Origin of the sequence: Pseudomonas multiresinivorans (assembly GCF_012971725.1) — a bacterium.
Classification (GTDB): Bacteria; Pseudomonadota; Gammaproteobacteria; order Pseudomonadales; family Pseudomonadaceae; genus Pseudomonas; species Pseudomonas multiresinivorans.
On sequence record NZ_CP048833.1, the window covers coordinates 2,480,430 to 2,500,198 of the forward strand.

The 19,769-nt window shown below is 66.6% G+C and carries 16 protein-coding genes and 1 pseudogene; 11 read left to right on the forward strand and 6 right to left on the reverse strand.

The window, feature by feature from the left end:
* Nucleotides 1-210 precede the first annotated feature (210 nt).
* Nucleotides 211-1,053, forward strand: coding sequence for an IclR family transcriptional regulator (locus tag G4G71_RS11635; RefSeq protein WP_054907667.1), 843 nt, complete (start codon nt 211-213; stop codon nt 1,051-1,053).
* Nucleotides 1,054-1,330: 277 nt separating this feature from the next.
* A complete protein-coding gene (pcaK, locus tag G4G71_RS11640) occupies nt 1,331-2,680 on the forward strand; it encodes a 4-hydroxybenzoate transporter PcaK (RefSeq protein WP_169937777.1) in 1,350 nt (449 codons plus the stop codon).
* Nucleotides 2,681-2,683: 3 nt separating this feature from the next.
* Here pcaK and G4G71_RS11645 read toward each other — a convergent pair whose 3' ends face one another.
* Entirely contained in the window at nt 2,684-3,556 is an 873-nt protein-coding gene (locus G4G71_RS11645) for a LysR family transcriptional regulator (protein ID WP_169937779.1), read from the reverse strand.
* A gap of 148 nt (nt 3,557-3,704) precedes the next feature.
* Between G4G71_RS11645 and G4G71_RS11650 the strand changes: the two genes are divergently transcribed.
* The 9 genes from G4G71_RS11650 to pcaC all read left to right on the forward strand — a co-directional run bounded on the left by G4G71_RS11650 (nt 3,705) and on the right by pcaC (nt 12,223).
* Nucleotides 3,705-4,826, forward strand: coding sequence for a muconate cycloisomerase family protein (locus tag G4G71_RS11650; protein ID WP_169937781.1), 1,122 nt, complete (start codon nt 3,705-3,707; stop codon nt 4,824-4,826).
* A gap of 31 nt (nt 4,827-4,857) precedes the next feature.
* Nucleotides 4,858-5,148, forward strand: a complete 291-nt coding sequence (gene catC / locus G4G71_RS11655; RefSeq protein ID WP_015477003.1) for a muconolactone Delta-isomerase — start codon at nt 4,858-4,860, stop codon at nt 5,146-5,148.
* Between the two features lie 47 nt (nt 5,149-5,195).
* Nucleotides 5,196-6,128, forward strand: coding sequence for a catechol 1,2-dioxygenase (catA, locus tag G4G71_RS11660; RefSeq protein WP_169937783.1), 933 nt, complete (start codon nt 5,196-5,198; stop codon nt 6,126-6,128).
* Nucleotides 6,129-6,576: 448 nt separating this feature from the next.
* Nucleotides 6,577-7,425, forward strand: coding sequence for a CoA transferase subunit A (locus G4G71_RS11665; protein ID WP_169937785.1), 849 nt, complete (start codon nt 6,577-6,579; stop codon nt 7,423-7,425).
* Nucleotides 7,425-8,207, forward strand: a complete 783-nt coding sequence (locus G4G71_RS11670; protein WP_169937787.1) for a CoA-transferase subunit beta — start codon at nt 7,425-7,427, stop codon at nt 8,205-8,207. The genes G4G71_RS11665 and G4G71_RS11670 overlap by 1 nt, the downstream gene beginning before the upstream one ends.
* Entirely contained in the window at nt 8,204-9,409 is a 1,206-nt protein-coding gene (pcaF, locus tag G4G71_RS11675; RefSeq protein ID WP_169937790.1) for a 3-oxoadipyl-CoA thiolase, read from the forward strand. The genes G4G71_RS11670 and pcaF overlap by 4 nt, the downstream gene beginning before the upstream one ends.
* Nucleotides 9,410-9,599: 190 nt before the next feature.
* Nucleotides 9,600-10,913 (forward strand): 3-carboxy-cis,cis-muconate cycloisomerase, encoded by a 1,314-nt coding sequence (locus G4G71_RS11680; protein ID WP_240964947.1) that lies wholly within the window; start codon nt 9,600-9,602, stop codon nt 10,911-10,913.
* A gap of 21 nt (nt 10,914-10,934) precedes the next feature.
* Nucleotides 10,935-11,723, forward strand: coding sequence for a 3-oxoadipate enol-lactonase (gene pcaD / locus G4G71_RS11685; protein WP_169937793.1), 789 nt, complete (start codon nt 10,935-10,937; stop codon nt 11,721-11,723).
* Between the two features lie 104 nt (nt 11,724-11,827).
* The gene (gene pcaC / locus G4G71_RS11690; protein WP_169937795.1) at nt 11,828-12,223 is read left to right on the forward strand and encodes a 4-carboxymuconolactone decarboxylase; all 396 of its coding nucleotides are present in this window, start codon (nt 11,828-11,830) and stop codon (nt 12,221-12,223) included.
* Nucleotides 12,224-12,428: 205 nt separating this feature from the next.
* Here the strand turns inward: pcaC and G4G71_RS11695 are convergent, their stop codons facing one another.
* From G4G71_RS11695 to G4G71_RS11715, 5 genes and pseudogenes are all read right to left on the reverse strand, one after another.
* On the reverse strand, nt 12,429-14,384 hold the full coding sequence (locus G4G71_RS11695; protein ID WP_169937797.1) for an acetoacetate--CoA ligase: 1,956 nt from the start codon (nt 14,382-14,384) through the stop codon (nt 12,429-12,431).
* Between the two features lie 95 nt (nt 14,385-14,479).
* Nucleotides 14,480-15,250: a 3-hydroxybutyrate dehydrogenase gene (locus G4G71_RS11700; RefSeq protein WP_169937799.1), complete on the reverse strand. Its 771-nt coding sequence runs from the start codon at nt 15,248-15,250 to the stop codon at nt 14,480-14,482.
* Between the two features lie 58 nt (nt 15,251-15,308).
* Nucleotides 15,309-16,700: a GntP family permease gene (locus G4G71_RS11705; RefSeq protein WP_169937801.1), complete on the reverse strand. Its 1,392-nt coding sequence runs from the start codon at nt 16,698-16,700 to the stop codon at nt 15,309-15,311.
* Nucleotides 16,701-16,778: 78 nt separating this feature from the next.
* Nucleotides 16,779-18,029 carry an OprD family porin gene (locus G4G71_RS11710; protein WP_169937804.1) on the reverse strand — a complete coding sequence of 417 codons (1,251 nt, stop codon included), beginning with the start codon at nt 18,027-18,029 and terminating at the stop codon, nt 16,779-16,781.
* A 262-nt stretch (nt 18,030-18,291) separates the two neighbouring features.
* A pseudogene (locus tag G4G71_RS11715) lies at nt 18,292-19,762 on the reverse strand (sigma-54 interaction domain-containing protein).
* Nucleotides 19,763-19,769: the final 7 nt, after the last annotated feature.

Sequence of the window (19,769 nt, forward strand, 5' to 3'; positions counted from 1 at the left end):
GATCCTACCTGTAGGAGCGAGCTTGCTCGCGAACCCGTGTTGGCACCGAAGCGCCGGCCTATGGTCGGCGGATAACGCTGGCGCGTTATGCGCCCTACGCCGGTGGCGCGGGGTGTCGATAAGCTCCGTTCGATAATCGGCCAGTTGTGTTGCGATAATCGCCCGTGCGTGTCGATAATCGCCCGGCATTCGCCTGCCAGGACAACAACAATGACCGACGCCCCCCGTGCCAGCCTGCCGCCTCTTGCGCCGCCGATCATCGCTTCGCCCGCCAAGCGCATCGAGGCCTTCACCGGCGACCCGAACTTCATGACCTCGCTAGCCCGCGGCCTGGCGGTTATCCATGCGTTCCAGGAGCGCAAACGGCACCTGACCATCGCGCAGATCAGCCACCGCACCGAGATCCCGCGCGCCGCCGTGCGCCGCTGCCTGCACACGCTGATGAAGCTGGGCTACGTCACCTCCGACGGTCGCACCTATTCGCTGCTGCCGAAGGTGCTGACCCTCGGCCACGCCTACCTGTCGTCGACGCCGCTGGCGGTCACCGCGCAGCCGATCCTCGATCGCCTGAGCGAGCAGCTGCACGAGGCCTGTTCGATGGCCACGCTCGAAGGCGACGAGATTCTTTACATCGCCCGCTCGGCCACGCCGCAGCGCCTGATCTCGGTGGACCTGAGCGTCGGCAGCCGCCTGCCGGCGTACTGCACCTCCATGGGGCGCATCCTGCTCGCCGGGCTGAATGACGAAGCCCTGGAGGACTACCTGGCCCACGCCGACCTGCAGGTGAAGACCAGCCGCACCGTGCACACCCCGGAAATGCTCCGCGCGAGCATCGCCGAGATCCGCCAGCAGGGCTGGGTGATCATCGACCAGGAACTGGAAGTCGGCCTGCGCTCCATCGCCGTGCCGCTGAAGGATTCCGCCGGCCAGGTGCTCGCCGCGCTGAACGTCGGCACCCACGCCGGGCGCGTGTCACGGCAGGAGCTGGAAACGCGCTTCCTGCCGGTGCTGCTGGAGGCCAGCCGCGAGCTGGGTACGCGGCTGTTCCATTGATTGCCTTGCGCGGCCCGTCTTGCGGTAATCCCGTTCGCTAACCGCCCACAGTGGCGATTATCGAATTGATCGGCTGAACGTCTCTTCGTACTGTTGCTCGACCCGTCCAGCCGGACGGGCAATAACAACAATGAGCGTCAGCCATGGCCCCTGTGTGCCTGCCCCATCCGCCGGTCCGTGCGTCCACCGGCTCGCGCCTCATTCCTGTCCAGCTTGCGGGAGTGCAGGGCGATCCAGCCGGCCTTCCCGCGACGACGCCTTCGCAGGAAGTCTTCGCATGACCAGTTCCGCCCACGTGCCCGCTGCCGGCACCCTCGACGTCCAGTCATTCATCAACGCCCAGCCGCTGTCGCTGTACCAGTGCCGCATCGTGCTGCTGTGCTTCCTCATCGTCTTCCTCGACGGCCTGGATACCGCCGCCATGGGCTTCATCGCCCCAGCGCTGACCCAGGACTGGGGCATCGACCGCGCCAGCCTCGGCCCGGTGATGAGCGCTGCGCTGATCGGCATGGTCTTCGGCGCCCTGGGCTCCGGCCCGCTGGCCGACCGTTTCGGGCGCAAGGGCGTGCTGGTGGTGGCGGTGTTCCTGTTCGGCCTGTTCAGTCTGCTCTCCGCCTACAGCGCCACGCTCGACCAACTGCTGGTGCTGCGTCTGCTGACCGGCATCGGCCTGGGCGCGGCGATGCCCAACGCCACGACGCTGCTTTCCGAGTACACGCCGGAACGCCTCAAGTCGCTGCTGGTAACCAGCATGTTCTGCGGTTTCAACCTGGGCATGGCGGCAGGTGGTTTCGTTTCCGCCAAGTTGATCCCGGCCTATGGCTGGCACAGCCTGCTGTTGCTCGGCGGCGTGCTGCCGCTGGTGCTGGCGGTGGTGCTGCTGGTGTGGCTGCCGGAGTCGGCGCGCTTCCTGGTGGTGCGCAATCGCGGGGCGGAGAAGATCAAGCGTGTGCTGGCGCCGATTGCTCCGGCCGAGGTGGTCATGGCACGTGAGTTCAGCGTGCCTGAACAGAAGACGGTGCAGAGCCGCAACGTGTTCAAGGTGATCTTCTCCGGCACTTACAGCGCGGGGACCCTGCTGCTGTGGCTGACCTATTTCATGGGCCTGGTGATCGTCTACCTGCTCACCAGCTGGCTGCCGACGCTGATGCGCGACGCCGGCGCGAGCATGGAGCAGGCGGCCTTCATCGGCGCGCTGTTCCAGCTCGGCGGGGTACTCAGCTCGGTCGGGGTGGGCTGGGCGATGGACCGCTTCAACCCGCACAAGGTCATCGGCATCTTCTACTGCCTGGCGGGTGTGTTCGCCTACTTCGTCGGGCAGAGCCTGGGCACCGTCATGCTGCTGGCGACCCTGGTGCTGGCCGCCGGCATGTGCGTGAACGGCGCGCAATCGGCCATGCCGTCTCTCGCCGCGCGCTTCTACCCGACCCAGGGACGCGCCACCGGGGTGTCCTGGATGCTCGGCATCGGCCGCTTCGGCGCCATCCTCGGTGCCTGGATCGGCGCGACCCTGCTGGGCCTGGGCTGGAACTTCGAGCAGGTACTCACTGCGCTGATCGTGCCGGCCGCCATCGCCACGGCGGCGGTGGTGATCAAGGGGTTGGTGAGCCACGCGGACGCTACCTGATCCTCAGGGCAGTTTCGCGCCGATCAGTTGCAGGCAGCGTTGCAGCGGAGCGCTGACATCGCCGCGGCGCAGGCTCAGGATGATCGGCGAGACTGCCTCTGCGTCGGTCAGCGTGGAGTAGCCGATGTCGGCGCGGTGCTGTTGCTGCACCGACGCCGGCACCAGTGCCACGCCCAGGCCGGCGGCGACCAGGCCGATGGCGGTCTGCAGTTCGTTGGTCCACTGCGCAACACGCACACTCAGGCCGTGGTTGGCGAACAGCGCCAGTACGTGGTCGGCATAGCTGGGACGCGGGTTGGCGGGGTAGAGGACGAAGTCCTCGCCGGCCAGTTGCTCCAGGCTCACTGGGTGACCCAGCAGACGGTGCCCGGCGGGCAGCACGGCGACCATCGGCTCCTCACGCAGGACGATCTGGCTGATCGCCGGGTCGTCGATGCGGATGCGCCCGAAGCCGATGTCGATGCGCCCGCTTTTCAGCGCCTCGACCTGCTGCACTGTGGTCATTTCCTGCAAACCCAACTCCAGCCCGGCATCGCCGCGCAGCTCGCGGATCAGCTCGGGCAGGCCGTCGTACAGCGTCGACGGCGCGAAACCGATGCCGAACCACTGGCGCTCGCCACGACCGATGCGCCGGGTGCTTTCGCAGATGCCCTCCAGCTGCGCCAGCAGGGTGCCGGTCTGCTCGTGGAAGTAGCGCCCGGCGTCGGTCAGGCGCAGCGGCCGGCCGCGTTCCAGCAGCGGCACGCCAAGCAACTCCTCGAGCTGCTGGATCTGCCGGCTCAGCGGTGGCTGGGCGATGTGCAGGCGCTCGGCGGCGCGGGTGAAGTTGAGGGTGCCGGCCACTTCGCGGAAGTAGCGCAGGTGTCGCAGCTCCATGATACCTCCAGGGTATGCAACAAGACGGCATCGATATTGGACTGCCTGTGGGGCCCGGCGCAATCCTTCGTCAATCGCGAAAAGACCTTCCGGGTATCGCTAATTGACTGCCCGGCCACCCCAGAAATCCCAGCCCGGAACGCCGTCCATGAGTAGCCCTGTCATCGAACGCATCGAGTCGATCATCGTCGACCTGCCGACCATCCGCCCGCACAAGCTGGCCATGCACACCATGCAGCGGCAGACGCTGGTGATCATCCGCCTGCGCTGCTCCGACGGCGTCGAAGGCATCGGCGAGGCCACCACCATCGGCGGCCTGGCCTATGGCAACGAGAGCCCGGAAAGCATCAAGGCCAATATCGACACGCACTTTGCGCCGCTGCTCCAGGGCCAGGACGCGAGCAACATCAACGCTTGCATGCAGCGCCTGGACAAGTCGATCAAGGGCAACACCTTCGCCCGCTCCGGCATTGAGAGCGCGCTGCTGGACGCCCAGGGCAAGCGCCTCGGCCTGCCGGTCAGCGAGCTGCTCGGCGGCCGCGTACGCGACAGCCTGGAAGTGGCCTGGACCCTGGCCTCCGGCGACACCGCCCGCGATATCGCCGAAGCCGAACAGATGCTGGAAATCCGCCGCCACCGCATCTTCAAGCTGAAGATCGGCGCCAACCCGCTGGAGCAGGACCTCAAGCATGTGGTGGCAATCAAGAAGGCCCTGGGCGAGCGCGCCAGCGTGCGCGTGGACGTCAACCAGGGCTGGGATGAATCCCAGGCCATCCGCGGCTGCCAGGTGCTCGGCGAGAACGGTATCGACCTGATCGAGCAGCCTATCTCGCGCATCAACCGCAGCGGCCAGGTGCGCCTGAACCAGCGCAGCCCGGCGCCGATCATGGCCGACGAGTCCATCGAGAGCGTGGCCGACGCCTTCAGCCTCGCCGCTGACGGCGCGGCCAGCATCTTCGCCCTGAAGATCGCCAAGAACGGCGGCCCGCGCGCCGTGTTGCGCACCGCGCAGATCGCCGAAGCGGCCGGCATCGCGCTGTACGGCGGGACCATGCTCGAAGGTGCGGTCGGCACCCTGGCCTCGGCCCACGCCTTCATCACCCTGGAAAAACTCACCTGGGCCACCGAGCTGTTTGGTCCGCTGCTGCTCACCGAGGAAATCGTCACCGAAGCGCCGGTGTATCGCGACTTCCAGCTGCAGGTGCCGCGCACGCCCGGCCTGGGCCTGACCTTGGACGAAGAGCGCCTGGCGCGCTTCCGCCGCACCTGATTTTTTCGATTGAGATAGAGGAGAAAAACCGATGCTGTTCCACGTGAAGATGACCGTGAAATTGCCCGTCGACATGGACCCGGCCAAGGCCGCCCAGCTCAAGGCCGACGAGAAGGAACTGGCCCAGCGCCTGCAGCGCGAGGGCAAGTGGCGTCACCTGTGGCGCATCGCCGGGCACTACGCCAACTACAGCGTGTTCGACCTCGCCAGCGTCGAGGAACTGCACGACACCCTGATGCAGTTGCCGCTGTTCCCCTACATGGACATCGAGGTCGACGGCCTCTGCCGCCATCCGTCCTCGATCCACGCCGACGACCGCTGACTTTCGCTCCGTACGACTCAACAAGAACAAGACTTGAGGATCGCACCATGACCGTGAAGATTTCCCAGACTGCCGATATCCAGACCTTCTTCGAAGAAGCCAGCGGCGCCTTGAACGACCAGGGCAATCCGCGCGTGAAGAGCCTCGTCCTGCGCATCCTGCAGGACACCGCGAAGCTCATCGAAGACATGAACGTCACCCCGGATGAGTTCTGGAAAGCCGTGGACTACCTCAACCGCCTGGGCGCGCGTCAGGAAGCCGGCCTGGTGGTCGCCGGCCTGGGCATCGAGCACTACCTCGACCTGCTGCTGGACGCACAGGACGCAGCGGTCGGCATCGAAGGCGGCACCCCGCGCACCATCGAAGGCCCGCTGTACGTGGCCGGCGCGCCGCTGTCCGAAGGCGAAGCGCGGATGGACGATGGCCAGGATGCGGGCACCGTGATGTTCCTCTCCGGCCGCGTGTTCGACCTCGACGGCAAGCCGCTGGCCGGCGCCGTGGTCGACCTCTGGCACGCCAACACCAACGGCACCTACTCGTACTTCGACAGCACCCAGTCCGAATTCAACCTGCGCCGGCGCATCGTCACCGACGCCGAAGGCCGTTACCAAGCGCGCAGCATCGTGCCCAGCGGCTACGGCTGCCCGCCGGACGGCCCGACCCAGGAGCTGCTCAACCAGCTCGGCCGCCACGGCCAGCGCCCGGCGCACATCCACTTCTTCATCTCCGCGCCGGGCCATCGCCACCTGACCACGCAGATCAACCTGGCCGGCGACCAATACCTGTGGGACGACTTCGCCTACGCCACCCGTGACGGGCTGATCGGCGAGGTGCGTTTCGTCGAGGACGCCGATGCGGCCAAGGCACGCGGCGTGGAAGGGCGTTTTGCCGAGATCGAGTTCGACTTCCAGCTGCAGCAGGCGGTTTCCGCCGACGCGGAAGACCGCAGCAATCGCCCCCGCGCCTTGCAGCAAGCCTGATTCCCCAACCGCTCCGATCCTGCTGGTAACCCCGCCGTAGGATGGCGTGGAGCGAAGCGATACCCATCAATCCGTGCAACGACCGCATGGGTATCGCTGCGCTCCCCCCATCCTACGCAGAGCACTGCAGGAAGCCTGATGCTGAATCTGTAGGAGCGAGCTTGCTCGCGAACCCGCTCGGCGCCGGATCAGCCGGGAAACTCAGTTCGCGAGCAAGCTCGCTCCTACAAAAAACCGCTTGCCGGGCATTACCTCGCTTGCTGGAAGCATCTGCAGGCGTGGCCCTTTGCCTGTGACGCTCCTGCGATTTCGGGCTGTCGCCGAGCAGCCGTTAGCCCCCTAAGAGAAGTGTTCGATATTCGCACCAATAGTCGATTATCGCATTGTTCGCCCATCCCCCCGGCGGTACCTTTTTCCCACCTGCACCACGCCTACAACGAGACCGACCATGGCTGAACTCCTGACTCTCCGCGAAGCGATCGAGCGCTTCGTCAACGACGGCGACACCGTCGCGCTCGAAGGCTTCACCCACCTGATCCCGACTGCTGCCTCCCACGAGCTGATCCGCCAGGGCAAGAAAGACCTGCACCTGGTGCGCATGACGCCCGACCTGGTCTACGACCTGCTGATCGGCGCCGGCTGCGTGCGCAAGCTGACCTTCTCCTGGGGCGGCAACCCTGGCGTCGGTTCGCTGCATCGCCTGCGTGATGCGGTAGAGAAGGGCTGGCCGCGCGAGCTGGAGATCGACGAGCACAGCCACGCCGACCTGGCCAACTCCTACGTCGCTGGCGCCTCGGGCCTGCCGTTCGCCGTGCTGCGCGCTTACGCCGGTTCCGACCTGCCGAAGGTCAACCCGAACATCAAGTTCATCAACTGCCCGTTCACCGGCGAGCAACTGGCTGCCGTGCCTTCGGTTCGCCCTGACGTCACCGTGATCCACGCGCAGAAGGCCGACCGCAAGGGCAACGTGCTGCTGTGGGGCATCCTCGGCGTGCAGAAGGAAGCCGTCCTGGCCGCCAAGCGCTGCATCGTCACCGTCGAGGAAATCGTCGACGACCTGAACGCGCCGATGAACTCATGCGTGCTGCCGACCTGGGCGCTGTCTGCCGTCTGCCACGTGCCCGGCGGCTCGCACCCGTCCTATGCCCACGGCTACTCCGAGCGCGACAACCATTTCTACCAGGCCTGGGATCCGATCGCCCGTGACCGCGACACCTTCAACGCCTGGATCGATACCTACATCCGCGGCACCAAGGATTTTGCCGAGTTCCAGACCAAGCTCGCGGAGGCCAACTGATGAGCGCCTACAGCACCAATGAAATGATGACCGTGGCCGCCGCCCGCCGATTGAAGAACGGCGCCGTCTGCTTCGTCGGTATCGGCCTGCCGTCCAAGGCGGCCAACCTCGCGCGCCTGACTGCATCCCCTGATGTGGTCCTGATCTATGAATCCGGCCCCATCGGTGCCAAGCCCAGCGTGCTGCCGCTGTCCATCGGTGACGGCGAGCTGGCCGAGACCGCCGACACCGTGGTGCCCACCGGCGAAATCTTCCGTTACTGGCTGCAGGGCGGGCGCATCGACGTCGGCTTCCTCGGCGCGGCCCAGGTCGACCGCTTCGGCAACATCAACACCACCGTCATCGGCGACTACAACAAGCCGAAGGTGCGTCTGCCGGGCGCCGGCGGCGCGCCGGAGATCGCCGGCTCCGCCAAGGAAGTGCTGATCATCCTCAAGCAGTCCCACCGCACCTTCGTCGACAAGCTGGCTTTCGTCACTTCGGTCGGCTTCGGTGAGGGCGGCGACCACCGCAAACAGCTCGGCCTGCCGGGCAAAGGCCCGGTGGCGATCATCACCGACCTCTGCATCATGGAACCGGAAGCCGGCAGCAATGAATTCATCGTCACCTCGTTGCATCCGGGCGTGACCCGCGAGCAGGTCGTGGAGGCAACCGGCTGGGCGATCCGCTTCGCCGAGAAGGTGTCAGAAACTGTCGCGCCGAACGATGTCGAACTGACCGCCCTGCGTGCCCTGGAAGCTCGCACTGCCGCCGCCCACGGTCAGCTGGGAGGTGAGGAATGAGCCGCGAGGTCTTCATCTGCGACGCCTTGCGCACGCCCATCGGCCGCTTCGGCGGCGCGCTCTCCGGTGTGCGCGCCGACGATCTCGCCGCCGTGCCGGTGAAGGCGCTGGTGGAGCGCAACCCGCAGGTCGACTGGGCCGCGCTGGACGAGGTGTACCTCGGCTGCGCCAACCAGGCCGGCGAGGACAACCGCAACGTGGCGCGCATGGCGTTGCTGCTGGCCGGCCTGCCGGAGAGCGTGCCGGGCGTGACCCTCAACCGTCTCTGCGCCTCGGGCCTGGACGCGGTGGGCACAGCCTTCCGCGCCGTCGCCAGTGGTGAGGCCGAGCTGGTTATCGCCGGTGGCGTGGAGTCCATGTCCCGCGCGCCCTATGTGATGGGCAAGGCTGACAGCGCTTTCGGTCGTGGCCAGAAGATCGAAGACACCACCATCGGCTGGCGCTTCATCAACCCGCTGATGAAGGCACAGTACGGCGTGGATGCCATGCCGCAGACCGCCGACAACGTGGCCGACGACTACAGCATCAACCGCGCCGACCAGGACGCTTTCTCCCTGCGCAGCCAGCAGCGTGCCGGCATCGCCCAGGCCAACGGCTACTTCGCCGAGGAAATCGTCCCGGTGGTGATCAAGGGCCGCAAGGGCGAGACCGTGGTCGACACCGACGAACACCCGCGCCCGGACACCACCCTGGAAGCACTGGCCAAGCTCAAGCCGGTCAACGGCGAAGGCAAGACCGTCACCGCCGGCAACGCCTCGGGCGTCAATGACGGCGCCGTGGCGCTGATCCTCGCCAGCGCCGAAGCGGTGAAGAAACACGGACTGACGCCTCGTGCGAAAGTACTCGGCATGGCCAGCGCCGGCGTCGCGCCGCGCGTGATGGGCATCGGCCCGGTGCCGGCGGTGCGCAAGCTGCTGGAGCGCCTGAACCTGTCGATGGATCAGTTCGATGTCATCGAGCTGAATGAAGCCTTTGCTGCACAGGGGTTGGCAGTCACTCGTGATCTCGGCGTCGCTGATGACGATGCACGGGTGAACCCCAACGGCGGCGCCATCGCCCTCGGCCATCCGCTGGGGGCCAGCGGTGCGCGTCTGGTGCTGACAGCGGTGCATCAGCTGCAGAAGACTGGCGGCAAGCTGGGCTTGTGCACCATGTGCGTGGGCGTAGGGCAGGGCGTGGCGCTGGTGGTTGAGCGCGTTTAGCTCTTGTAGGAGCGAGCTTGCTCGCGAACCGCATGGCACCGGATTAACTGGCGTGAAGTGGGTTCGCGAGCAAGCTCGCTCCTACAGGTAGCAACACTCCGGTCATACTGTCCCGCATACGCCCGCCGATCTCCGGAGCCAACCCGTGAGCACCAATCTTCTGTTCGACGCCTACTTCACCCAGCCTGCCATGCGCGCGATCTTCAGCGACCACGGCCGGGTGCAGGGCATGCTCGACTTCGAGGCCGCTTTGGCCCGTGCCGAGGCCCGCGTGGGCATGATCCCGGTGAGCGCGGTGGCGCCCATCGCTGCTGCCTGCCGCGCCGAACTCTATGATTTTGATGCTCTGGCCCAGGCCATCTGCAGCGCCGGCAACTCCGCCATCCCGTTGGTGAAGGCGCTGGGCAAACGCATCGCCGCCGAGGACGCCGAGGCCGAGCGCTACGTGCATCTTGGCGCCACCAGCCAGGACGCCATGGACTCCGGGCTGGTACTGCAACTGCGTGCCGCCATCGAACTGCTGGAAAGCGACCTTGCCCAGCTGGCCGACGCGCTCGCCGTTCAAGCACAAGCCCACGCCGGTACGCCCATGGTGGGCCGCACCTGGCTGCAGCACGCCACGCCGGTCACCCTCGGCATGAAGATCGCTGGCTGGCTGGGTGCGATCACCCGTCATCGCCAGCGCCTGAACGAGCTCAAACCGCGCCTGCTGTGCCTACAGTTCGGCGGCGCTTCCGGCAGCCTTGCCGCCCTTGGCGAACACGGCTTTGCCGTGGCCGAAGCGCTGGCGGAAGAACTGAACCTGCAACTCCCCGAACAACCCTGGCATACCCAGCGCGACCGGCTGGTGGAGTTTGCCAGCCTGCTCGGCCTGATCGCCGGCAGCCTCGGCAAGCTCGGCCGCGACCTCAGCCTGCTGATGCAGACCGAGGCCGGCGAAGTCTTCGAGCCATCCGCACCGGGCAAGGGCGGTTCCTCCACCATGCCGCACAAGCGCAATCCGGTGGGTGCTGCGGTGCTGATCGGCGCGGCCACCCGCGCGCCGGGATTGGTCTCGACGCTGTTCTCCGCCATGCCGCAGGAGCACGAACGCAGCCTCGGCCTGTGGCACGCCGAATGGGAAAGCCTGCCGGAGCTGTGCTGTCTGGTTTCAGGCGCGTTGCAGCAGGCGCTGCTCCTGGTGCCGGGCCTGGAGGTCGACGCCGAGCGCATGCTGGCGAACCTCGACCTCACCCGTGGTCTGGTGCTCGCCGAAGCGGTGAGCATCGCCCTGGCCCGGCGCATCGGCCGCGATGCCTCCCATCATCTGGTGGAGCAATGCTGCAAGCAGGCGGTGAAGGAGGGCGCGCACCTGCGCACGGTGCTCGGTGCCAACGCCGAAGTCGTCGCCCAACTGAATGCCGAGGAACTGGATCGTCTGCTCGATCCCGTCCATTACCTGGGCCAGGCGCGCCGCTGGGTCGAACGCGCTCTGGCCGAACACCAAGAACTGTCTTTGCGATAACAGTCGCGATAGGAGCTTTGCATGCCTGCCGTACGTCTCGCCGATGGCGACCTGAACTACCAACTGAACGGCCCGGCCGGTGCGCCGGTGCTGGTACTGTCCAACTCCCTGGGCACCGACCTGCACATGTGGGACGCGCAGGTCGCGGCCTTCACCGAACACTTCCGCGTGCTGCGCTATGACACCCGTGGTCACGGCGCTTCGCTGGTCACGACCGGCCCCTACAGCATCGAGCAGAATGGCCGCGACGTGCTGGCGCTGCTGGACGCGCTGGGCATCCCGCGTGCGCACTTCTGCGGCCTGTCCATGGGCGGCCTGATCGGCCAGTGGCTGGGCATCCATGCGCCGGAGCGCGTCGAGCGGCTGGTGCTGTGCAACACCGCCGCCAAGATCGGTACGCCCGAGGTGTGGAATCCGCGCATCGACACCGTGCTCAGCGGTGGAGCCGAGGCGATGCGCAACCTGCGCGATGCCTCCATCTCGCGCTGGTTCACTGCCGATTTCGCCGAGGCCGAGCCGGGCAAGGTCGAGGCCATCGTCGGCATGCTGGCGCAGACCTCGCCGGAAGGCTACGCGGCCAACTGCGCCGCCGTACGCGACGCTGATTTCCGTGGCGAGATCGGTGCGATCAGCGCGCCGACCCTGGTGGTCTGTGGCGCCGCCGACCCGGTGACCACCACCGAGGACGGCCGCTTCCTGCAGGCGCGCATTCCCGGCGCCGAGCTGGTGGAGTTCCGCGCCGCGCACCTGTCCAATGTGCAGGCCGGCGATGCCTTCAGCCAGCGCGTGCTTTCCTTCCTGCGCGCGTAATTGCTTTTGCTTTTCGTAGGAGCGAGCTTGCTCGCGAACAAGCCCCGCTGCGGGGTCCAGGTTCGCGAGCAAGCTCGCTCCAACAGGTTCCGATGGGAGTTGAGATGGACGAAAAAGAACGCTACGAAGCCGGCATGCAGGTGCGCCGCGCGGTGCTGGGCGATGCCCACGTCGACCGTAGCCTGCAGAAGCGCAACGCCTTCAACGAAGAGTTCCAGGAAATGATCACCCGCCATGCCTGGGGTGACATCTGGACCCGCCCCGGCCTGCCGCGCCACACCCGCAGCCTGATCACCATCGCCATGCTGATCGGCATGAACCGCGAGGGTGAACTCAAGCTGCACCTGCGCGCCGCGCGCAACAATGGCGTGACCCGCGAGGAGATCAAGGAAGTGCTGCTGCAGAGCGCGATCTACTGCGGCATCCCCGCCGCCAACGCCACCTTCCACCTCGCCGAGGCGGTGTGGGACGAGCTTGGTACCGAGTCGCTGGACGAGTAACCCGTTACGGGTTCGATGGGTATCGCTTCGCTCCACCCATCCTACACAGCGGCCTCCGGACCACGCATCCGGAGGTCTGCCTGCTTCTGTATGAGCGCCCAATGGGCCGGCCCCGCTGCTCCTATAGTAAATGCCGTGGGGTGGGCACTCGTAGGATGGGTGGAGCGAAGCGATACCCATGCTGTGCCTCTACCCAATCACCGGTTCAGCTCTCCAGCTCCTTCCGATCCCTGAACAACTCCAGCGCCTGCGGATTGGCCAGCGCATCGGTGTTCTTCACCGGTTGGCCGTGTACGACGTTGCGCACCGCCAGTTCGACGATCTTGCCGCTGATGGTGCGGGGGATATCCGTCACCGCAAGTATCTTCGCCGGCACGTGGCGCGGCGTGGTGTTGCTGCGGATGGTCTGGCGGATGCGTTCCTGCAGCGTTTCATCGAGATCAACGCCTTCGCGCAGGCGCACGAACAGCACCACGCGCACGTCGCCCTGCCAGTCCTGGCCGATGGCGATGGATTCCAGCACCTGTTCGATCTTCTCCACCTGGCGGTAGATTTCCGCGGTGCCGATGCGCACGCCGCCGGGGTTGAGCACGGCGTCGGAGCGGCCGTGGATCACCAGGCCGCCGTGTTCGGTTTCCTCTGCGTAGTCGCCGTGGGCCCAGACGCCGGGGAAGGTGGCGAAGTAGGCATCGAGGAATTTCTCGTTGTTCTCGTCGTTCCAGAAACCCACCGGGATCGACGGGAAGTGCTTCACACAGACCAGCTCGCCTTTCTCGCCGTGCACCGGTTTGCCAGCCTCGCCCCAGACTTCCACCGCCATGCCCAGGCCCTTGCATTGCAGCTCGCCGCGCCATACCGGCGCCGTCGGGTTGCCGAGGGAGAAACACGAAACGATGTCGGTGCCGCCGGAAATCGACGACAGGCAGAGGTCGGTCTTCACGTCGCGGTAGATGTAGTCGAAGCTCTCATGGGCCAGCGGTGATCCGGTGGAGAGGATCGTCTTCAGTCGTTCCAGGGAATGGGTCAGGCGCGGGCGCACATTGGCCTTTTCCAGCGCGGCGATGTACTTCGCGCTGGTGCCGAAAACACTGATGTGCTCGGCGTCGATCAGGTCCATCAGCCGTTCCGGGCCGGGGTGGAACGGCGAGCCGTCGTACAGCACCAGCGTGGCGCCGACGGCGAGGCCCGAGACCAGCCAGTTCCACATCATCCAGCCGCAGGTGGTGTAGTAGAACAGCGTGTCGTCCTGCCCCAGGTCGACGTGCAGGCCGTGTTCCTTCAAGTGCTGCAGCAGTACGCCGCCAGCACCATGCACGATGCACTTGGGCACGCCGGTGGTGCCGGAGGAATAGAGGATGTACAGCGGGTGGTCGAAGGGCACCGGGGTGAACACGGGCTCGCCGCCGCTGTGGAAGAAGTCCTGCCAGAGGCTGATCCGCGCCGGCGTCTGGAGGTCCGTGCGGCGCGCATGGCTGTTGGCGTAGGGGACGATCAGCAACTGTTCCAGGCTCGGCAGCTGGGCGAGGATTTCGTTGAGCTTGGCAGTCAGGTCCAGGACCTTGCCGGCGTAGCGGTAGCCGGCGCAGGCGATCAGCACCTTGGGCTCGATCTGGCCGAAGCGGTCGATCACGCCCTGGGTGCCGAAGTCCGGCGAGCAGCTCGACCAGGTCGCGCCGAGGCTGGTGGTGGCGAGCATGCCGACCACGGTCTGCCAGGTGTTGGGCATGAAGGCCGCGACGCGGTCGCCGACGCCCACGCCGGCTTCGCGCAGGGCGCGCTGCAGGCCGGCGACCTGGGCGGCCAGTTCGGCGTGGCTGATGACCTCGCGACGTTCGTCCTCGCTGATGGCGATCAGCGCCGGCTTGTGGTCTCGGCGGCGCAGTAGGTGTTCGGCGAAGTTCAGGGTGGCGCCGGGGAACCAGCGCGCATCGGGCATTTCCGGGCCTTCCTCGAGCACCGCCGCGGGCGCCTCGTGGAACTGCACGCCGAAGGTGTCGACGATGGCCAGCCAGAAGGCCTCGCGCTCGGCGATGCTCCAGGCGTGCAGGGCGGCATAGTCGGGCAGGTCGAGCCCGTGCTGCTCGGCGACCTTGCGGCGGAAGGCGTCCATGCAGGTGGCGGCGATGCGTTCGGGGGAAGGGCTCCAGAGCGCCTGGTTCATCGACTACGACTCCAGCTGATTCGTGTGGGGCACAAAGCACCGCCGACGAACGGTGCCCGCGCATCATGTCACGAAGCGCCGCAGGAACCCTCAAGTCACTGGGCGACCCAGCCGCCATCCATGTTCCAGGCGGCGCCGCGGACCTGGGCGGCAGCTTCAGAACACAAGAATAGCGCCAGCTCGCCGAGCTGTTCGGCGGTGACGAAGTCCAGCGACGGCTGCTTCTCCGCCAGCAGGTCGTGGCGCGCCTGTTCGGGGCTGGCGCCGGCGGCGATGCGCGCGTCGATCTGCTGCTGCACCAGTGGCGTCAGCACCCAGCCGGGGCAGATGGCGTTGCAGGTAATGCCGGTGGTGGCGGTTTCCAGGGCGGTGGTCTTGGTCAGGCCGATCACTCCGTGTTTGGCGGCCACGTAGGCGCTCTTGCCGGCCGAGGCGACCAGGCCGTGGGTCGAGGCGATGTTGAGGATGCGCCCCCAGCCGCGCTGGCGCATGCCCGGCAGCGCCAGCCGGGTGGTGTGGAACACCGAGGAGAGGTTGATGGCGATGATCGCGTTCCAGCGCTCCACGGGGAAATCCTCCAGGGCCGCGACGTGTTGGATGCCGGCGTTGTTGACCAGGATGTCGAGGCCGCCGAATTCGCGCTCGACGTAGGCGATCATCTCGGCGATCTGCTCGGGTTGCGCCATGTCCGCGCCGTGGTGGCCGATGCGCGTGCCGTGCACCGACAGCTCGCGCACGGCCGCGTCGATGTCGCCGAAGCCGTTGACCACCACATTGGCGCCCGCCTGCGCGAGGCGCGCAGCGATGCCCAGACCGATGCCGCTGGTGGAGCCGGTGACCAGTGCGGTCTTGCCCTTGAGTGTCATGCAAATCTCCTCTGGATCGAGGCGGTCGCCGCTCGACGACCGCTTGAAAACAACCGGTTTATACGATTCCGGTGGCGTAGAAGGTCCCTATCACCACGAACACCGCGAGGGTCTTGATCAGGGTGATGGCGAAGATGTCCTTGTAGGCTTCGCGGTGGGTCAGGCCGGTGACCGCGAGCAGGGTGATCACCGCGCCGTTGTGCGGCAGGGTGTCCATGCCACCGGACGCCATGGCCGCGACCCGGTGCAGCACCTCCAGCGGGATGTTGGCGGCGTGCGCGGCGGCGATGAACTGCTCGGACATGGCCGCCAGGGCGATGCTCATGCCACCCGACGCCGAGCCGGTGATGCCGGCCAGGGTGGTGACGGTGATGGCCTCGTTGATCAGCGGATCGGGAATCTTCTTCAGTGCGTCGGCCAGTACCAGGAAGCCCGGCAAGGATGCGATCACCGCGCCGAAGCCGTATTCCGAGGCGGTGTTCATGGCCGCCAGCAGCGCGCCGGAAACAGCGGTCTTGCTGCCCTCGGCGATCTTGCTGCGGATCACCGCGAAGCTCGTGACCAACACCAGCAGGATGCCCAGCAGCAGCGCCGCCTGCACCGCCCAGATGCCGGTCAGCTTGGCCACGTCGCTGGCCACCGGCGCGGCCATGCCGGCCAGTTGCAGGCTGTGGGTCTTGCCGTAGACCTGGGGAATCCAGTGGGTGAACAGCAGGTTGGCGACGCCCACCAGCACCAGCGGCGAGAGCGCCAGCAGCGGGTTGGGTAACTTCATGTCGTCGGCGGTTTCCGGCTCGTTGCGCAGTTCGTTGCCGTAGCCTTCACCGGCGGCGCGCGCCTTGCCGGCCTGGCGGCGGAGGAACAGCATGCCCACGGCGAACACGAACAGGCTACCGATCACGCCCAGCCAGGGCGCGGCCCAGCCGGTGGTGTTGAAGAAGGCAGTGGGGATGATGTTCTGGATCTGCGGCGTGCCGGGCAGGGCGTCCATGGTGAAGCTGAACGCGCCCAGGGCGATGGTTGCCGGGATCAGCCGCTTGGGGATGTTGCTCTGGCGGAACATCTCGGCGGCGAACGGGTAGACCGCGAACACCACCACGAACAGCGACACGCCGCCGTAGGTGAGCAAGGCGCAGACCAGCACGATCACCAGCATCGCCTGGCTGGTGCCGAGCAGGCGGATGGCCGCGGAGACGATGGAGCGGGAGAAGCCCGACAGCTCGATCAGCTTGCCGAACACCGCGCCGAGCAGGAACACCGGGAAGTAGAGTTTGACGAAGCCGACCATCTTCTCCATGAACACCCCGGTGAAGGCCGGGGCGACGGCGGAAGGATCGGTCAGCAGCACCGCCAGCAGTGCGGCGATGGGGGCGAAGAGGATCACGCTGTAGCCGCGGTAGGCGGCGAGCATCAGCAGGGCGAGGGCCGCTAGGGCGATGACCACGCTCATCGAAGTATCTCCAGTTGTCGCGCGGCCAGGAGCCGCGCGTCGTTCTTGTTGTAGTGGGGGCGAGTGACGATCAGTGGGTTACCAGAGCGGCAGCACGTAGCTGAGGATCAGGCGGTTCTCGTCCAGGTCGTTGCCGAAGTGGCTGGAGCGCACCGTCGCATTGCGCCACTTCACGCCGACGTTCTTCAGCGGGCCGCTCTGCACCACGTAGCCGATGTCGGTGTCGCGCTCCCATTCCTTGCCTTCGGGCTTGCCCGCGCCCAGTTCGATGCTGTCGCCGGATAGGTAGCGCGTCATGAAGGTCAGGCCCGGCACGCCCAGGGCGGCGAAGTCGTAGTCGTAACGCGCCTGCCAGGACTTCTCGTCGCGGTTGGCGAAGTCGCCGATCTGCACGAAGTTGACCAGGAAGGCGTCGGTGCCGCCGATGTAGGCGAAACCGGTGTCGCCGCTCATCTTCTGGTAGCCGGCGCCGAAGCCATGGCCGCCCAGGGTGTAGCTGAGCATGGCGCCGAAGGCGCGGTTGTCGACGTTGCTGTGGCCGTCGTCGTCGGAGCGCGCATAGCGCAGGTCGGTCTTCAGCGATTGGCCGGCGGCGATCGGCAGCACGTGCACCAAGTTGACGATGTGCTGGTCGTAGAGCCCGTCGAGCTTGGCGTAGCTGTAGCCGGTGGTCAGCTGTGGCGTCCACTTGTAGCTCAGGCCGGCGAAGTCGAACTGGTCGCTGCTGTCGGTGGCGACGATGCCGCGCGCGCTGCCGCTGGTGACGGTCATGTCTTCGCGGTTGGACGAATCGCGCTGGCTCACCTGGCGCAGGCGACCGCCGTCGAAGGTCAGGCCGGCGAACTCGGCGGAGTTCAGGTGCGCGCCTTCGAAGGTCTGCGGAAGCAGGCGCGAATCGTTGGCCAGCACGGTGGGCAGCTTGGGCAGCAGGGTGCCGATCTTCAGGGTGCTCTTGGAGGCGCGCAGCTTGGCGGTCAGGCCCAGTTCGCTGTAGTCGTCCGGCGCGCCGTTGACCTTGTCCTTGTCCCGCGGCAGCAGCCCGGAGCCGGCACGGTCGGGGCTGGAATCCAGCCTTAGGCCGAGTAAACCGATAGCGTCCACACCCACGCCGATGGTGCCTTCGGTGTAGCCGGATTCGTAGCGCAGCAGGAAGCCCTGCGCCCACTCTTCCTGCTTGGACTGCGCGGCGTTGTCCTGGCGGAAGTCGCGGTTGAAGTAGAAGTTGCGCAGCTCGACGCTGGCCTTGCTGTCGGCAAGGAATTCGGCGAAGGCATGGGGCGAAAGGGCGAGGGTGGAACCGAGGGCGGTGATGACGGCGGTACGGCTCATCAGGTGATCTCCTGGCGCGGCGCCGTGTGCGAAGCGGGACTAGCCGTGGTGTCCGCTGGGGTTTGTTCGCGTTCGGGCAGCATTGATTGTTGTTATGTCGGCTGTGCGGACGAAGGCCGCGAGAGGCGACATAGCCAGGACCGTGCCAGGATTGTAACTATTTGATTTTTAAGTCTTATTTCGAGAATGGCGCCGATGGGGAGAGCCTTTTTGTCTCTGGTTGGAGACAAGGCGCAAGATTGATTCGCCAGGAGGCCGTTGATCAAGCGGCAGGATGCCGTGTCTCTATTTTGAGACTTGTCTCTCTTTCAGGACTGCAGGCCGAGAGCCGCCATCTTCTTGTACAGCGTCGAGCGCCCCAGCCCCAGGCGTTGCGCGGCTGCATCGACGTTGCCGGCGTGCTCGGTCAGGGTGTTGGCGATCAGTTCGCGCTCGAAGGCGTCGCGTGCGGCGTAGAAGTCCTGCCCGTCGGCCAGCTTGGCGGCTGGCGCAGCCGAGGCATCCGGCAAGGGTTGCAGCTCGCCCAGGGCCGAACGCAGGGCGGCGGCATCGATCTGCGGGCGGTCGCCCAGCAGTACGGTGCGCTCCAGCAGGTTGCGCAGCTCGCGCACGTTGCCCGGCCAGGCGTGCCGGGCGAGCAGGGCGAGGCCGCCGGCGTCCAGTTCGTAGAGCGTCTGGCGGTCGTCGCGCAGGTCATCGAGGATCGCCTCGCACAGCGCCGGCAGGTCTTCCAGGCGTTCGCGCAGCGGCGGAATGTCGATGGGCAGGACGTTGATGCGGTAGAACAGGTCGGCGCGGAAGCGGCCTTCGCGCACGGCGGCGTCGAGGTCGATGGAGGTGGCGGCGATCAGGCGCACGTCGCTGCGCAGCACCTCGTTGGAGCCCACCGGTTCGAACTCCTTCTCCTGCAACACCCGCAGCAGCTTGCTCTGCAGGGTCAGCGGCATGTCGCCGATCTCGTCGAGGAACAGCGTGCCGCCCTGGGCGATCTGCAGCTTGCCGGCGCGGCCCTTGCGGTCGGCGCCGGTGAAGGCGCCCGGCGCGGTGCCGAAGAACTCGGCTTCCAGCAGGGTCTCGGGAATGGCGGCGGCGTTGATGCTGACGAAGGGTTTGTCGGCGCGCGGCGAGGAGGCGTGGATGGCATGTGCGAGCAGTTCCTTGCCGGTGCCAGTCTCGCCCAGCAGCAGGATCGGCGCTTCGCTGGCGGCGCCACGGCGGGCGCGGCGCTTCACTTCCAGGCTGGCGGCGCTGGTACCGATGAAGTGGCCGAAGCTGTACTTGGCCTGGCGCGCCTGCAGCAATGAACGGGTCGAAGCCAGTTCGGCCTGCATGCGCTGGTAGCGGGTGAGCAACGGCGACAGTGCGCGCAGTTCGTCGAACAGGGCGAAACCGATACCGCCGATGACCTCGCCTGCGTCGTCGCGGATCGGCACGCGCATGACCACCAGTGGGTCCTTGGTCATGTCGAGGATGTCCAGCAGCATCGGCCGGCCGCTGCTGACCACTTCGCGCATCAGGCTGCCGGGGATCACCTGCTCGACGGGGCGGCCGATGGCCTGCTCGGCGCTGTCCAGGCCGAAGCGTTGGGCGTAGCGCTGGTTGATCCAGACGATGCGCGCCTCGCGGTCGACTATCACCGTGCCTTCGCTGAACTGCTCGAAGATCTCGAACAGCGAGCGGATCGCCAGTTGGCGGACGCTGGGGTAGTCCTTGAGGCTGTCGGTGTCGGTCATGGGCGGG

What these genes read in the sequence shown, in the direction of transcription:
- catC (WP_015477003.1), top strand. Translation starts at nt 4,858, where the DNA reads ATGCTGTTCCACGTGAAGATGACCGTGAAATTGCCCGTCGACATGGAC.
- pcaC (WP_169937795.1), top strand. Translation starts at nt 11,828, where the DNA reads ATGGACGAAAAAGAACGCTACGAAGCCGGCATGCAGGTGCGCCGCGCG.
- G4G71_RS11710 (WP_169937804.1), bottom strand. Translation starts at nt 18,029, where the DNA reads ATGAGCCGTACCGCCGTCATCACCGCCCTCGGTTCCACCCTCGCCCTT.
- G4G71_RS11665 (WP_169937785.1), top strand. Translation starts at nt 6,577, where the DNA reads ATGGCTGAACTCCTGACTCTCCGCGAAGCGATCGAGCGCTTCGTCAAC.
- G4G71_RS11650 (WP_169937781.1), top strand. Translation starts at nt 3,705, where the DNA reads ATGAGTAGCCCTGTCATCGAACGCATCGAGTCGATCATCGTCGACCTG.
- pcaK (WP_169937777.1), top strand. Translation starts at nt 1,331, where the DNA reads ATGACCAGTTCCGCCCACGTGCCCGCTGCCGGCACCCTCGACGTCCAG.
- G4G71_RS11700 (WP_169937799.1), bottom strand. Translation starts at nt 15,250, where the DNA reads ATGACACTCAAGGGCAAGACCGCACTGGTCACCGGCTCCACCAGCGGC.
- G4G71_RS11670 (WP_169937787.1), top strand. Translation starts at nt 7,425, where the DNA reads ATGAGCGCCTACAGCACCAATGAAATGATGACCGTGGCCGCCGCCCGC.
- pcaD (WP_169937793.1), top strand. Translation starts at nt 10,935, where the DNA reads ATGCCTGCCGTACGTCTCGCCGATGGCGACCTGAACTACCAACTGAAC.
- pcaF (WP_169937790.1), top strand. Translation starts at nt 8,204, where the DNA reads ATGAGCCGCGAGGTCTTCATCTGCGACGCCTTGCGCACGCCCATCGGC.
- G4G71_RS11705 (WP_169937801.1), bottom strand. Translation starts at nt 16,700, where the DNA reads ATGAGCGTGGTCATCGCCCTAGCGGCCCTCGCCCTGCTGATGCTCGCC.
- G4G71_RS11680 (WP_240964947.1), top strand. Translation starts at nt 9,600, where the DNA reads ATGCGCGCGATCTTCAGCGACCACGGCCGGGTGCAGGGCATGCTCGAC.
- G4G71_RS11645 (WP_169937779.1), bottom strand. Translation starts at nt 3,556, where the DNA reads ATGGAGCTGCGACACCTGCGCTACTTCCGCGAAGTGGCCGGCACCCTC.
- catA (WP_169937783.1), top strand. Translation starts at nt 5,196, where the DNA reads ATGACCGTGAAGATTTCCCAGACTGCCGATATCCAGACCTTCTTCGAA.
- G4G71_RS11695 (WP_169937797.1), bottom strand. Translation starts at nt 14,384, where the DNA reads ATGAACCAGGCGCTCTGGAGCCCTTCCCCCGAACGCATCGCCGCCACC.
- G4G71_RS11635 (WP_054907667.1), top strand. Translation starts at nt 211, where the DNA reads ATGACCGACGCCCCCCGTGCCAGCCTGCCGCCTCTTGCGCCGCCGATC.